Source organism: Comamonas sp. F1-6 (genome assembly GCF_039581415.1).
GTDB lineage: Bacteria > Pseudomonadota > Gammaproteobacteria > Burkholderiales > Burkholderiaceae_C > Comamonas > Comamonas thiooxydans.
The window spans coordinates 104,684-118,359 of record NZ_JBCPWN010000017.1 but is presented as its reverse complement, the minus strand read 5'-3'; the positions used below and the strand labels follow the sequence as shown (position 1 = coordinate 118,359).

At 60.6% G+C, this 13,676-nt stretch carries 11 protein-coding genes and 1 pseudogene; 10 read left to right on the top strand and 2 right to left on the bottom strand.

The annotated features are described in order from the left end of the window. On the bottom strand, window positions 1-438 hold a 438-nt coding region (locus tag AAIL66_RS17270; RefSeq protein ID WP_343497306.1), incomplete at its 3' end, for a GntR family transcriptional regulator. A 282-nt stretch (window positions 439-720) separates the two neighbouring features. Here AAIL66_RS17270 and AAIL66_RS17265 point away from each other — a divergent pair. The 4 genes from AAIL66_RS17265 (at window position 721) to AAIL66_RS17250 (ending at window position 4,843) form a co-directional block, all read left to right on the top strand. Further along, window positions 721-1,422: a GntR family transcriptional regulator gene (locus AAIL66_RS17265; RefSeq protein ID WP_003063980.1), complete on the top strand. Its 702-nt coding sequence runs from the start codon at window positions 721-723 to the stop codon at window positions 1,420-1,422. A gap of 271 nt (window positions 1,423-1,693) precedes the next feature. Then, on the top strand, window positions 1,694-2,014 hold the full coding sequence (locus AAIL66_RS17260) for a hypothetical protein (protein WP_157838027.1): 321 nt from the start codon (window positions 1,694-1,696) through the stop codon (window positions 2,012-2,014). A gap of 540 nt (window positions 2,015-2,554) precedes the next feature. After that, on the top strand, window positions 2,555-4,090 hold the full coding sequence (locus AAIL66_RS17255) for an NCS1 family nucleobase:cation symporter-1 (protein ID WP_034359469.1): 1,536 nt from the start codon (window positions 2,555-2,557) through the stop codon (window positions 4,088-4,090). 18 nt (window positions 4,091-4,108) lie between these two features. Next, on the top strand, window positions 4,109-4,843 hold the full coding sequence (locus AAIL66_RS17250) for an aspartate/glutamate racemase family protein (RefSeq protein ID WP_003063973.1): 735 nt from the start codon (window positions 4,109-4,111) through the stop codon (window positions 4,841-4,843). A 157-nt stretch (window positions 4,844-5,000) separates the two neighbouring features. On the opposite strand, the gene AAIL66_RS17245 is transcribed toward AAIL66_RS17250, so the two are convergent. Further along, window positions 5,001-5,888 (bottom strand): LysR family transcriptional regulator, encoded by an 888-nt coding sequence (locus AAIL66_RS17245; RefSeq protein WP_343497302.1) that lies wholly within the window; start codon window positions 5,886-5,888, stop codon window positions 5,001-5,003. Between the two features lie 251 nt (window positions 5,889-6,139). Here AAIL66_RS17245 and AAIL66_RS17240 point away from each other — a divergent pair, with 251 nt between their 5' ends. From AAIL66_RS17240 to AAIL66_RS17215, 6 genes and pseudogenes are all read left to right on the top strand, one after another. Beyond that, window positions 6,140-7,837 (top strand): acyl-CoA dehydrogenase family protein, encoded by a 1,698-nt coding sequence (locus AAIL66_RS17240; RefSeq protein WP_343497301.1) that lies wholly within the window; start codon window positions 6,140-6,142, stop codon window positions 7,835-7,837. Window positions 7,838-7,932: 95 nt separating this feature from the next. Next, complete coding sequence (locus AAIL66_RS17235) at window positions 7,933-8,928, top strand: tripartite tricarboxylate transporter substrate binding protein (RefSeq protein ID WP_343497300.1); 996 nt, start codon at window positions 7,933-7,935, stop codon at window positions 8,926-8,928. 41 nt (window positions 8,929-8,969) lie between these two features. Next, window positions 8,970-9,953 (top strand): annotated as a pseudogene (locus tag AAIL66_RS17230) (tripartite tricarboxylate transporter substrate binding protein). Between the two features lie 169 nt (window positions 9,954-10,122). Beyond that, a complete protein-coding gene (locus AAIL66_RS17225) occupies window positions 10,123-11,301 on the top strand; it encodes a M20 aminoacylase family protein (protein WP_343497299.1) in 1,179 nt (392 codons plus the stop codon). A gap of 29 nt (window positions 11,302-11,330) precedes the next feature. Continuing rightward, window positions 11,331-12,338: a tripartite tricarboxylate transporter substrate binding protein gene (locus tag AAIL66_RS17220; protein WP_343497298.1), complete on the top strand. Its 1,008-nt coding sequence runs from the start codon at window positions 11,331-11,333 to the stop codon at window positions 12,336-12,338. Window positions 12,339-12,430: 92 nt separating this feature from the next. Then, window positions 12,431-13,570, top strand: coding sequence for a CoA transferase (locus AAIL66_RS17215; RefSeq protein ID WP_343497297.1), 1,140 nt, complete (start codon window positions 12,431-12,433; stop codon window positions 13,568-13,570). The last annotated feature ends 106 nt before the right edge of the window (window positions 13,571-13,676 follow it).

Sequence of the window (13,676 nt, the reverse complement as noted above, 5' to 3'; positions counted from 1 at the left end):
CTGAGCCAGCACCTCGTTGCCCATGAGCTCGGCCATGCGCACGTGGAAGTCGCCCAGCAGCTCGGTGCGCTGGCCCACGTCATTGGCTTCCATGGCCTTCCTTTCGGCAGCCACATGCGCTTTGAGCTCCAACAAGCTGGAGGGTGTCTGCTGCGCGGCAAAATTGCGCACCATTTCGGCTTCGAGCATGCGACGCACGGCAAAGACCTGGCGCGCTTCTTCAACCGAGGGCGTGGCCACAAAGGCACCGCGCGTGGGCTCGAGCTTGATCAGCCGGTTCTGTGATGCATGAAACAAAGCCTGGCGAACCAGAGTGCGGGAAACACCAAAATGATTGGCCAGCTTCTGTTCCGACAACTTGGTACCGGGCATCAGTCGATGTTCAACAATTGCTTTGGTCAGACTTTCTGCAATGGACCAGGTGAGTGAGGTTTCCATTGCTTCATCATAAATCTTGAACTCAACACTTGTATACAACATTGATTGAGGAAAAGCTAGGTGTTCTCCCTTAAGGTGTGCCGGACGTTTCTTGAGGCAACCGCAGGAGAAGAAAGACGAATAGCCCACTAGGCATATTTAACTTACGCTCCTCCTTCAGTCAGCTCCATCACATGTTCTCTGGAGCGCAATATTTATCACCTGCCATTGCGGGCATGGTCGAATTTATTGACTCTTCCTATCCTCAACTTCGTAATAGCTCGGTCGCATAAAATCAATTTAATGAGTACTCCAGTCATCACCAAAACCAAGATCGCCGAGCGTCTCATAGAGTCGATCCTGACAGCCAAGCTTCGTCCGGGAGAGAAACTGGGTGAACAAGACATTGCGGACTTGTTTCAGGTCAGCCGCACCCTGGTCCGCGAGGCCTTGATGCACCTTCAGACCCGGGGATTTGTGGAAGTCCGCTCCAGGGTTGGCTGGTATGTTGCAGAGCCTTCGTTTGAGGAAGCTCAGGAAACCTATGCAGCGAGGCGCGTCGTTGAGCCGGGCATGCTGCGTGATGCTGGTCAACCCTTGCAGGCAACACTGAAACGCCTGCGCAAGCACATCGCCGAAGAGCGCAAAGCCATTGCCTGTGGGGACGCAGAAGCCCGCAGCTGGCTGCTGGCCGACTTTCATATTTGCCTGGCAGAGTGTCTCGGCAATCGGTTCCTGACTTCTATGATGGTCGATCTCTCGGCACGAACAACTCTGATTTCAGATCTATACCAATCGAAGACCGAGGCCAGAGTCTTCAATGACGATCACGCCGCCATTGTTGAGGCGCTGGCGGCTGGAGACAATCTGCGGGCTGAACAATTAATGATTGCTCACATCGATGCATTGGCATCGCGCCTTGATGAAAGCCTGATCGGTCGTCGCGGAGCACGCAACCGACTCCGCTCCATTCTGGCTCCTGAAGATTCGTCTTCAGCCAAATAGGCGTTTCAAAGTCGATGGGAGTCCTTGGCGGGATCCAGCCTGGTCGAGCCGCTCGGCCGCTTTGCCGATCTCGAGCTCCCAACACTTTGCGGCGAGCCAATATTGAGGCTTGAAGCGCTTGTCCCTAACAGGGGGCGATTGAGCTCGCCATCTGTGCCGGTGATGACTTACGCGTTCGCTGATCGTGCCCGGCAGCATTCATCAAGGAGCCGCCTCGGTCCATGGTGATCATGGCACCGGCGCTACGCCGGTTCCTCGACCAGGACTTGGAATGGCTCGCGTTGCGGATAGACGCCGGAACGGTTTCAATCAGGGCCATGAAACCACATGGATAGCCATCGCATCGTGGAATGGTCTTCCAGCAAGAATTGCCAATGCCACCGATCGCAACAAAGCGCTGGTCTCCGCATTGCCCACCGAATGGACTATCCATCTATTTCAACTGCTGCCGCCCTTGGTGAATGCAGCTGTCACTGTCCTGCCCGGCATCGCAACTGATCTCAAAGCCATGGGAGCATCAGCGCCGATTGCTCGTTGGCGAGCAATATTGCTGCGATGGACGCGGGCTGAATGCCGGCTTTGCAACAACTGACCAGTGACTACTGGTACTCATTCCGGTGTGTGACTTCGAGAGTACTTTCTATAGCCCCTTGATACGCACAGCAACCTGGCTTTGCTCAGCGCGGATCGTGGAGAGGTTCATAGATGGGTATCTACGCAAAACAGCCATGATCAAAGTGTAGGTTTCAGCACCTCGCCCAGGGCAGAAATGCACGCCAGGGCTTGCTGCGCCTGCTACTGACCGTTTGTCCTCCCATCTGAGGACTCCATCGAACCAATATCTCTGGCCGATAGAACCAGGGTTCCTACTAGCATATTGAATGCATGTCTTGTATACATTGCATGCATGTCAGTGATGTGTTCAAAGCATTTCTGGACAAGCTTGCTGAAGCAGTGGACATGAGGCAGATTTGATTCGCTTCATAAGCATCACAGCTCTTCAGCAGCGAAAACATGGCTGCAGGCCTGCGTCGCCCGTAGCCGCTAATAACGGTAGACAAGCATGACCCGCTCAGCCGAAATGAGGTCATGGCAAAGGGGCTCCATGGAGCACCCTGATGGAAGGCGGCATATGAACAACCTAGTACTGGACACCCATGGTGAGTCACTAACCTCGGGGGCCAACACCACCAGCCCAAAGCGAGATAAAGGCTTGCCGGCCGGAGTTTCTCCGGCGCTGTACAACCACGATCTGGCACCTACCTCGAAAGAGGGGCGTACCTGGGGGAGCTACAGCCTGTTCACTCTTTGGGCCAACGATGTACACAGCCTCGGCAACTACGCGTTTGCCATCGGTCTTTTCACGCTTGGGCTGGGAGGACACCAGATTCTGATGGCGCTTCTGCTGGGGGCGGCATTTCTGTTCGTGCTGCTGTCCCTCTCGGGCTTTATGGGGACCCGTACAGGGATTCCCTTTCCTGTGATGAGCCGCATCAGCTTTGGTACACGCGGTGCGCAGATCCCAGCATTGATCCGCGGCGGAGTCGCCATTGCCTGGTTCGGCATTCAAACCTACCTGGCATCGATGGTCCTCGACGTGATGCTGATCACGCTGTTCCCCGGCTTGCAGTCGCTGAAAGAGCAAGTCGTGCTGGGCCTGCCATTGCTGGGCTGGATCAGCTTTTCCATCCTGTGGGTTGTGCAGGTTCTCATTGCCTGCTGGGGCATGGAGAGCATCCGAAAGTACGAGGCCTTTGCCGGGCCTGTAATTCTGTTGACTTTCATTGCCCTGGCAGGATGGATCTTCTACAGCGCCAAGTGGACTCTGCACTGGTCCGCTCCTTTTGAAAGCAGTGGCGGAGCCATGTGGCTGCAGATCCTGGGCGCTGCTTCGCTATGGGTGGCGATCTACGGCACCTTCGTGCTGAACTTCTGTGATTTCACACGTGCAGCCACCTCAAGCAGCGCCGTGGTGAAAGGCAATTTCTGGGGCATTCCGATCAATATGCTGATCTTCGGCTTGATCGTGGTCATCCTGACAGGCGGCCAGCTTGCCATCGACGGCACGCTGATTCAAAGCCCGACCGACATCGTCCAGAACATTCCCAATAAGCCGCTGTTGATGTTGGCCAGTCTTTCGCTGCTGATTTTGACCATCGCCGTGAACCTGATGGCCAATTTCGTGGCTCCTGCCCTGGCGTTGGCCAACCTCATGCCCAGGCATCTGAACTTCCGCCGGGCAGCTCTTGTCAGTGCGGTTCTCGGTTTCGTGATCCTGCCCTGGAATCTCTACAACTCTCCGCTGGTCATCGTCTACTTCCTGGGAGGGCTGGGTTCATTTCTGGGACCGCTGTTCGGCATCGTGATGGCTGACTACTGGCTGATCCGCAAACAGCGCGTGAACGTTCCGGCGCTCTATACACACGACCCTGCAGGCCCCTATCACTACCGCAATGGCATCAATCCGAAGGCAATTCAGGCCCTGATTCCTTCATCCCTGATCTCGCTGCTCTTTGCATTCCTGCCGACGCTGCAATCGCTGTCCCAGTTCTCCTGGTTCATCGCAGCCGGACTGGGTGCCTTGTTCTATTGGATGGTTGCACCGAAAGGTCTCACCTACGAAGACCAGGATGGCGAAGCCATTTCCGTAGCCTCCGCCAAACACTGAGAAGGAAAGTTGAAAATCATGCGCATTTTGATCGTGAACGTGAACACCACTGAGTCGATGACCCATGCCATTGGCATGCAAGCTCGGAAGGTTGCTGCGCCTGGAACAGAGATAGTCGCGCTGACCCCGCGCTTTGGTGCCGAATCGGTCGAGGGGAATTTTGAGAGCTATCTTGCTGCGGTCGGCGTCATGGACGCCGTGATGAGCTATGGACAACCCTTTGATGCAGTCATTCAAGCCGGCTACGGTGAACATGGCCGCGAGGGCCTGCAGGAGTTGCTGGACGTTCCCGTGGTGGACATCACCGAGGCAGCGGCCACCGCGGCCATGTTCCTGGGCCACAAATACTCGGTGGTCACGACGCTGGATCGAGCTGTCCCATTGATCGAGGATCGACTCAAGCTTGCCGGCCTGGACGAGCGCTGTGCATCGGTTCGCGCCAGCGGCATGGCTGTGCTGGAGTTGGAAACTCAACCCGAGCGCGCGGTCGAAGCGATTGTTCGTCAAGCCAGCCTTGCCGTCAGCGAAGACCATGCGGAAGTCATTTGCCTCGGCTGTGGAGGCATGGCTGAACTGGATGCCAGGATCCGTGAACTGACCGGTGTACCAGTGGTCGATGGAGTAGCCGCGGCCGTGACCATTGCCGAGTCGCTCGTGCGCCTGGGCCTGAGCACTTCCAAGGTCCGTACCTACGCTCCCCCCCGAGCCAAGCGTGTGACCGGCTTCCCATTCACTAGCCAAGTGGCAGGATGAATTGCCCGGAGTTGTGTAAATCGTCCTGGCCCCTTATTTCCATGCAAATAAGCGTTCCTTGTGAGCAGCCAATGCTATTTCGAAGAATTCGGCGGTGAAGCGTTGAAGCAGATCCGGGCAGGCCTGCCGGTCAGCGATGATCAGTCCTGACTTGGCCTCATAGTTCCGTCACGGCCTGCTGCAGGCAGGCCAGCAATGCCTGCACCAGCGGATTGGCCGGTGTACGCCGCCACATGGCCAGCATCTCTGATGATGGCTGCGAGCCTTTGAGCGGGCGGAACACCAGGCGCGGCATGCCCACGCGTGTCAGCGCCTGGGGTACCAGTGCCACGCCCTGACCCAGCGAAACCAGCGAGATCACCGACAGCCAGTGCCGTACCTCGTGGCGTACTTCGGGTGCAAAGCCATGGGCCAGGCACATCTCGTAGATGCGCTGGTGATAGGTAGGCGAGACCAGGCTGGAGAACAGGATCAGACGGTCGTTTTTGAGTTCGGCCAGATCGATGGCGGCGCTGGCCTGCAGCGGGTGGCGGTCGGGCAGGCAGACCACGAAAGGCTCTTCCATCAGCAGCCGGCTGGCAATTCCTTCGGGCGGCTGTATGGAGTGGACCAGGGCCATGTCCAGCCGCATTTGCTGCAGGTCCAGGATTTGCTCTGCGCTGTTGGCCTCAAGCATGTCCACGCGCACCAGGGGGTGGTCGTGCTGGAATCGTTCCAGCGCCTGTGGCAAGCCGCGGTACAGGCTCGACCCCACGAAGCCCAGGCGCAGATGGCCGCGCGTGCCCTGGGCCACGTCGCGCGTTTCCTGTGCGGCCTGCTGACTCAGAGCCAATAGCTGGCGTGCCTTGTCCAGCAAATGTTCACCGGCCGCAGTCAGCCGTACGCCCTTGCTGCTGCGCTCGAACAACTGGGCCTGCAGTTCCTGCTCCAGCTGCTTGATGGCCACGGACAGCGGGGGCTGGGAGATCGACAGCCGCTGCGCCGCACGGCTGAAATGAAGCTCTTCGGCGAGGGTGACGAAGTAGTGCAGCAACCTCAGTTCCATGATTTATTGATATTTAAAAAGTATTGAGAAAGATTTTAATAATATTTGACGTGAATATATGAGGGTGCTGAAATTCGTGGCAGTCCTTGCCTCAATTGCCGGCTTTGTGTGCGGTACATATCGCCTGAATTCGTCATGGCCGAACCCAGAGACGGCAAGCAAGGTAAGCCCTGTAGCGAGGTTGTCGTTCTCTTTCCAATGAGAGGGTGCTCAGCTCCTCAGGGGATATTCGAATTCAGCAGGAGACGTTCATGTCCGCCAACGATAAGAGCCAGATGCATGCCGTGGCCCAGGCTGCCCATCCCGTGCCTGATCGCCACGGTGCCAATTTCTATGCCACCGATCCTGAGTTGCAGTCGCTGCTGGCGCTTTATCTGCCAGCCGATCTGCTGGCCCATCTGCAGCCCTATCTGCAGCGCATGGGCGAGTTGGCCGGTGGGCGCATCGACGAGCTGGCCGGCATGGCCGACAGGAATCCGCCCACGCTCGAGCACCGCAGCCGCGCCGGCCAGGACAGCCAGCGCATCATCAAGCATCCAGCCTATGAAGAGCTTGAGCGCATCGCTTACGGAGAGTTCGGCCTGCAAGCCATTTCTCACCGGGAAGACATGCTGGGCTGGAGCGGCAAGATGCCGCCCATCGTCAAGTACGCACTGACCTTTCTGTTCGTGCAGTCCGAGTTCGGTCTGTGCTGCCCGTTGTCCATGACCGATTCGCTGACGCGCACGCTCAAGAAGTACGGTACCCCCGAGCTGGTGGACAAGTATTTGCCTCAGCTGCTCTCACTGGATTGGGAGAACCAGGCTCAGGGCGCGATGTTCATGACCGAGCAGGCCGCAGGCTCGGACATCGCGGGCACGCTGACTCTGGCCGCCCCGCAGGCCGACGGCTCATGGCTTCTCACCGGCGACAAGTGGTTCTGTTCCAACCCCGATGCCGAGTTCGCCATGGTGCTGGCTCGTGTGGAGGGCGGGGCGCCGGGCATGAAGGGCATCTCGCTGTTTCTGCTGCCGCGTTCCCTGGACGATGGCAGCACCAACCGTTACCGCATCATCCGTCTCAAGGACAAGCTGGGCACCAAGTCCATGGCCAGCGGCGAGATCCGCATGGACGGCGCCGTGGCCTATCTCGTGGGCCAGCAAGGCCGGGGCTTTGTGCAGATGGCCGACATGGTCAACAACTCGCGCTTGTCCAACGGTGTGCGTTCCGCCGGCATGATGCGCCGTGCTGTGGCCGAGGCCGAATTCATCGCCCATGAACGCATTGCCTTTGGCAAGCGCCTGGAGCAGATGCCGCTGATGCAGCGCCAGCTCGACAAGCTGCGCGTGCCCGCCGAGCAGGCGCGCACCATGGTGTTCCAGACCGCGCAGACGCTGATGCGCTCCGACGCGGGCCAGCCGGATGCCTATGCGCTGCTGCGCATTCTGACGCCGCTGATCAAGTTCCGCGCCTGCCGCGATGCACGCAAGGTCACTGGTGATGCGATGGAAGTGCGCGGCGGTTGTGGCTATATCGAGGAGTGGAGCGATCCACGTCTGGTGCGCGATGCCCACCTGGGCTCCATCTGGGAAGGTACAAGCAATATCGTGGCGCTGGACGTGATCCGCGCCATCAAGCGCGAAGGTTCGTTGCCTGTGCTGCAGCAGTATCTACATGGCTTGCTCGATCATGCCAGCCTGGTGCCCGGTTACCGCCAGGCGCTGGAAGATGCATTGACCCGCGCCGGCACCCTGGCCGACAGGGCCGCTCAGGACGGTGGCGAAGTGCTGGCCCGCCAGGCCGCCACAGCTCTCTACAACTGCACCACGGCCATCGCCATGGCTTGGGAAGCCGCACAGACCGGCTCGGCCGAGCGCCTGCGCCTGTCGCAACTGGTGCTGCTGCACCGTGTGCTGCCGCGCGATCCGCTGGACGATGCGGCTGCCGTGCCGGCGCAGTGGCTGGAGTGATTGCCGGCGGCCTTGAAATAAGTAGAAGAAACGGCTGAAACGCTTCGTGAAAAAGGTGTTATCGGCTCTCGGATTATTTCTGCAAGGAGACAAGTATGCGCAATCACGCAAGAGAGCGCCGACGGCTGCTGGCCGCAGCCTCGGGTGCAGTGCTGTTGGCGGCAGCCCATTCGGCCGCACAGGCTCAGGGTGACTCCTATCCGGTTCGGCCGATTCGCCTGGTGGTTCCCTATGGTGCCGGCGGACCGACGGACGCGCATTTGCGGGTGGTGGCACAGCAAGCCTCGCAGCTGCTGGGGCAACTGGTGGTCATAGAGAACAAGCCAGGCGCCAACGGCACGTTTGGTGCGGTGGAGCTGGCGCGGGCTCAGCCGGATGGCTACACCCTGGCGGTGCTGCCTGCCAGTGTCTATCGCGAACCGTATCTGAACCGGGTGAGCTTCGACCCCTTGAAGCTGAGCTACGTGATCGGCATGACCGACTACACCTTCGGGCTGGCTGTGCGTAGGGAAGCGCCGTGGAAGAGCTGGAAGGAGTTTGCCGAAGATGCGAGCAGGCGTCCCGGCCAGATCTCCGTCGGTGCGGCCGGTCCGGTGCAAACGCCCAGCATCGTACTGAGCGAGCTGGTGCAGTCCACGGGCCTGCAGCTCAATCGCGTGCCCTACAAGGGAGATTCGGAGCAGGCCAGCGATCTGTTGGGCGGCCACATCGATGCGGGCGTGCTCTCCGGCGTAGCCTCCCAGCATATCCAGTCGGGCCGATTGCGCTACCTGGCAATGTTCACGTCCAGCCGTGTTCCGCAGTTCCCCCAAGTGCCCACTTTGAGAGAGCTGGGCGTGGACGCGGTGATCGAGTCGCCCTATGGCATTGCCGCCCCTGCCGGCCTGGCGCCAGCGCGGCTGCGCATCATTCATGACGCCTTCAAGGCGGCGCTGGAGTCGGCACAGGGGCGCAAGATCCTCGAACAACTCAATCAGCCGCTGAACTACCGCAGCCCGCAAGAGTTCGAGCAGTACGCGAGGAGCGCCTACGCACGCGAGAAGACGCGCATGGAGCGCTTCAAGGCCGTTGCCGGCGGCACCCCGCAGTGATTTTGCCGGTTCATCGGCAACACCCTTCCAAGGAGACAGACATGCATAAAGCCAGACGCGCAGCGCTGGGCCTGATGGCATCCGCCGCCCTGTCGGCGGCACTGCCCGCGCTTGCCCAGGAGAAATATCCGACACGCCCCATCACGTTCATCGTGCCGTTTCCGCCCGGCGGCCCTACCGATGCCATGGCACGCATTCTGGCGACCGAGCTGACCAAGGAGCTGGGCCAGAGCGTGATCGTGGAGAACAAGGCTGGCGCCGGCGGCAATATCGGAGCGGACTTCGTGGCACGTGCCAAGCCTGACGGCTAAACGCTGATGTTCGGTACTTCGGGTCCGCTGGCCATCAACAAGCCGCTGTACAAGTCCATCAGCTACGACCCGCGCACCAGCTTCACGCCCATCATCTACGTGGGCTATCTGCCCAATGTGCTGGTGGTTCGGCCGGACTTGGGTGTCAGCAACGTCAAGGAACTGATCGCGCTGGAAAAGAGCAAGCCCGGCAAGCTCAATTTCGCGTCTTCGGGCAATGGCGCTTCATCCCATCTGGCGGGTGTGCTGTTCAACGGCCTGGCCGGCACCCAGCTGCAGCATGTGCCCTACAGGGGCACGGGGCCGGCGCTTAACGACCTGCTGGCCGGTCAGGTGGACATGAGTTTCACCGACATCCTCACGGCCATGCCCTATATCAAGGCCGGCAAGGTCAAGGCCCTTGGCGTGGCCACGGCCAAACGTTCCAGTGCCATGCCCCAGATCCCCACGATCGCCGAGCAGGGTCTGGCAGGCTATGACGTGAGCGTGTTCTTCGGCGTGGTCGGCCCCAAGAGCATGCCGGTGGAGCGGGTTGAGCTGCTCAATCAGGCCTATGCCAAGGCGCTGGATTCCGAGAATGTGAAGAAAGCCTTTGCGGCCCAGGGCCTGGAGCGCGGCGCGGATGCACAGCCCGCCTATCTGGCTGGCTTCGTGAAGAGCGAGCTCGACAAATGGAGCGAGGTGGTGCAAAAGGCCGGCGTGAAGCTTGACTGATGGCGCTGTCGCTTGGGCGCAAGCGCAGGCATGCCATCGAAGGGTGGACGTGTTAGAACTTTTCGAAACGTCTCGCCTTGGCCGAGAGGAGGACACTGTTTCGCACTGCCTGCCACTGCCCGAGAGCCCATGCAAGGCATGAGTCGGGGTATTTCAACTATCCATAGCCATGACATCTTCAACTTCCCTTCTGCTCGCCCAACTGCAGTCCGTTGCTGCCGAGTTCGTGGAGATCCGCCGCAGCATTCATGCGCATCCCGAACTTGCCTTCGAAGAGACGCGTACCAGCGATATGGTGGCCGAATCCCTGGCTCGCTGGGGCTATACGGTGCACCGCGGCCTGGGTGTCACCGGTGTGGTCGGCGTGCTCAAAAAGGGCTCGGGAAGCAAGTCGCTGGGCATACGCGCGGACATGGATGCCTTGCCTATCCATGAAAGAACAGGCCTGGACTACGCCAGCCGCCTGCCCGGGAAAATGCACGCCTGCGGTCATGACGGACATACAGCCATCCTGCTGTGCGCGGCAAAGTACGTTGCCGAGAAGCTTGATTTCAACGGTACGCTGAACCTGATCTTCCAGCCGGCCGAGGAGAACGAAGGCGGCGCCATGCGCATGGTGGACGAGGGCCTGTTCGAGCTGTTTCCCTGCGACGAGATCTATGCGCTTCACAACGCACCGGGTCTGCCCGTGGGCCGGATGGCCATCAGCCAGGGACCGGCCATGGCCTCGTTCGACCGCGTGACCGTTACGCTGCGCGGGCGCAGCGCCCATGGCGCCATGCCGCACCACGGCATAGACAGCATGCAGTGCGCGGCCAGCATCGTGCTGGGGCTGCAGTCCATCATCACGCGCGAGATCGATGCCCAGCAGGCGGCCGTGATCACGGTGGGCTCCATCCAGGCCGGCGAGGTCTTCAACATCGTGCCTGAAAGCGCCGTGCTCAAGATCGGCGTGCGCGCCCTGCACCCGGACGTGCGCAGTTGGGTGGAAAAGCGCATCAAGGCCTTTGTGCAGGCCCAGGCCGAGAGCTATCAGCTCAGCTGCGACATCGACTACGTGCACAAGTACCCAGTGCTCGTGAATTGCGCAGCCCAGACCGAATACGCGCGGCAGGTGGCCATACGCCTGCTGGGCGAGGACAAGGTGGGCGAGCGCACGCCGACCATGGGTAGCGAAGACTTTGCCTACATGCTGCAAAAGCGCCCCGGCGCCTATATCCGGCTGGGCAATGGCGTGGGGGAGGACGGAGGCTGCATGGTGCACAACCCGCTGTACGACTTCAACGACAAGGCCCTGCCCATAGGTGCGGCCTTCTGGGCGCACTTGGTGCAAAGCTATCTGGCCTGAGCGGTCGCACCTTGAACGGGAGAGAAGAGATGAACACATGGAACCGCCGCGGCTTTATGCGGCACACGCTGTGGCAGACGGCTGCCCTGGCGGCAGATTCGAGCTGGGTCCGGGCTGCAGAAAGATTTCCTGCCAAGCCACTGATTCTCATGGTGCCTTTTCCCGCAGGCGGGGCCAGCGATGTGGCGGCGCGCATCTTTGCCGAATCCATAGGCCGCAGCATCAGGCAGCAGGTGGTGGTGGAGAACCTGGGCGGCGGAACGGGCCTGATTGCCGCAGCCAAGGTGCTCAACGCGCCTGCAGACGGCTATATGTTCTTCCATGGTTCGGCCAACGAGATCTTCCTGGCACCCATGCTCAATACGGCAGCGCGCTACAAGCCGGGGGACTTCACGCTGGCCGCTCCCACGACGGAGTCGCCCATAGTGCTCATGGTCAAGAGCGGGTTGCCGGTCAACAGCTATGACGAGTTCATCGAATATGCACGCGCCAGCAAGAACGGCCCGCTGACCTATGGCACGGTGGGTGTGGACTCCATGTACAACCTCATGGGCGATGCTCTTGCAGCCAGACTGAGGCTGCCGTTTTTGCATGTGCCCTACAAGGGCGGCGCGCCGGCCCTGCAGGACCTGGCAGGAGGGCAGGTGGACTTCGCCATCCTGCCTTATCAGGCAAGCTTTGAAGGCATGGCCAAGCAGGGACGGCTGAAGATTCTGACCAGCTTTTCCAAGGTATTGCCCAAGGAGCTGACCCATGTTCCGCTGATATCGCAAAGCCGCCTCAGCCCGGATTTTGAATACACCGTCAGTGCGGGCTATTTTGTGAAGAGGGGCACCTCCGCGGACCGGGTTGCCGCGCTGCGCAGTGCCATAGGGCAGGCGCTGGTGAATCCGGAAATCCGCGCCAAGCTGGAACTGGAGGGCAAGCACCTGCGCCAGCCTGTTGCCTCGCAGGTAGAGGCGGACCAGAGCTTCCATGCCATCCATCAGCGCCTGAGCGCGCTGGTGCGCAGCGTGGGCCGAAAGCCTCTGGCCTGAGACATGGGCTGCCGCGACTGGCGGTGCATGCCCACGAGCAATCTTTGATCAACACGCAGGCCATGGGCCCGCATTCTGTCGGAAAGTGAAACATGCACAATCCAGCCACGATTGGCGCCGGAGCCCTGCAGGGCGTCAAGGTGCTTGATCTGTCACGCATTCTCGGCGGGCCGTTCTGTGGCCAGATACTGGGCGACCATGGCGCCGATGTGCTCAAGGTGGAGCCGCCGCAGGGCGATGACACCCGCACCTGGGGGCCTCCGTTTAGCGACGGCGTGGCCTCCTACTACTTCGGCTTGAACCGCAACAAGCGCCTCCAGTTTCTCGATCTGTCCGCGCCCGAAGGCCAGCAGCGCGTGCGCGCCTTAATGGCCGAGGCTGATGTGGTGGTGGAGAACTTCAAGGTCGGCACCATGGAGAAATGGGGCATAGGCTATGAGCAGATGCGCGAAGAGCTGCCGCATCTGATCTGGTGCCGCGTCACGGGCTTCGGCGCCGACGGCCCTCTGGGAAGCCTGCCCGGCTACGACGCCGCCATCCAGGCCATGGCCGGCATCATGAGCATCAACGGCGAAGCCGACGGCGACCCGCTGCGCGTGGGACTGCCGGTGGTGGACATGGTGACGGGGCTGAATGCCACCATAGGCGTGCTGCTGGCCCTGCACGAGCGGGGGCGCAGCGGACAGGGGCAACTGGTGGATGCTTCGCTCTACGACTCCGGGCTGTCGCTGCTCCACCCCCATGCGGCCAACTGGTTCATGGGGCGCAAGGTGCCGCAGCGTTCGGGCAATGCACATCCCAATATCTATCCCTATGACGTGCTCAGCACGGGCGGTGCTCCCATCTTTCTGGCCGTGGGCAACGACAGGCAGTTCCGGTTGCTGTGCCAGCATGTCGGGCAGGAGGGACTGGCGCAGGACGAGCGCTTTGCCACCGCAGGCCAGCGCTCCGTCCATCGTGCCGAACTCAAGCCCTTGCTCGAGCAGGCGTTTGCGCCCTTAGATGGCGTGAAGCTTGCCGACGAACTGATGGCCATCGGCGTGCCTGCCGCACCGGTGCTCGATGTAGCTCAGGCGCTTGAGCACCCGCATACCGTACACCGCGAGATGGTGGTGACGATGGGCCAATACCAGGGGCTGGGCGCTCCGGTCAAGCTCAGCCGCACGCCGGCCAGCTACCGCTTTGCGCCCTTGAGCGAAGGAGAGGATTTTCTGCCGGACGCCGGCGCCTGAGCTTGCTTCGGCGCGACTCCAGCCCGCCCCGTGCGGGCTTTCTTTTCTTGCGCCCATGTGAGCCGGTTTGCGTTGCCGGCGCCCTGTCCCACCCTTTTCACGGGCA

Excerpts from the sequence above, each read along its gene's own strand:
- AAIL66_RS17265 (WP_003063980.1), top strand. The coding sequence starts at position 721 with ATGAGTACTCCAGTCATCACCAAAACCAAGATCGCCGAGCGTCTCATA.
- AAIL66_RS17260 (WP_157838027.1), top strand. The coding sequence starts at position 1,694 with ATGGCTCGCGTTGCGGATAGACGCCGGAACGGTTTCAATCAGGGCCAT.
- AAIL66_RS17255 (WP_034359469.1), top strand. The coding sequence starts at position 2,555 with ATGAACAACCTAGTACTGGACACCCATGGTGAGTCACTAACCTCGGGG.
- AAIL66_RS17250 (WP_003063973.1), top strand. The coding sequence starts at position 4,109 with ATGCGCATTTTGATCGTGAACGTGAACACCACTGAGTCGATGACCCAT.
- AAIL66_RS17245 (WP_343497302.1), bottom strand. The coding sequence starts at position 5,888 with ATGGAACTGAGGTTGCTGCACTACTTCGTCACCCTCGCCGAAGAGCTT.
- AAIL66_RS17240 (WP_343497301.1), top strand. The coding sequence starts at position 6,140 with ATGTCCGCCAACGATAAGAGCCAGATGCATGCCGTGGCCCAGGCTGCC.
- AAIL66_RS17235 (WP_343497300.1), top strand. The coding sequence starts at position 7,933 with ATGCGCAATCACGCAAGAGAGCGCCGACGGCTGCTGGCCGCAGCCTCG.
- AAIL66_RS17225 (WP_343497299.1), top strand. The coding sequence starts at position 10,123 with ATGACATCTTCAACTTCCCTTCTGCTCGCCCAACTGCAGTCCGTTGCT.
- AAIL66_RS17220 (WP_343497298.1), top strand. The coding sequence starts at position 11,331 with ATGAACACATGGAACCGCCGCGGCTTTATGCGGCACACGCTGTGGCAG.
- AAIL66_RS17215 (WP_343497297.1), top strand. The coding sequence starts at position 12,431 with ATGCACAATCCAGCCACGATTGGCGCCGGAGCCCTGCAGGGCGTCAAG.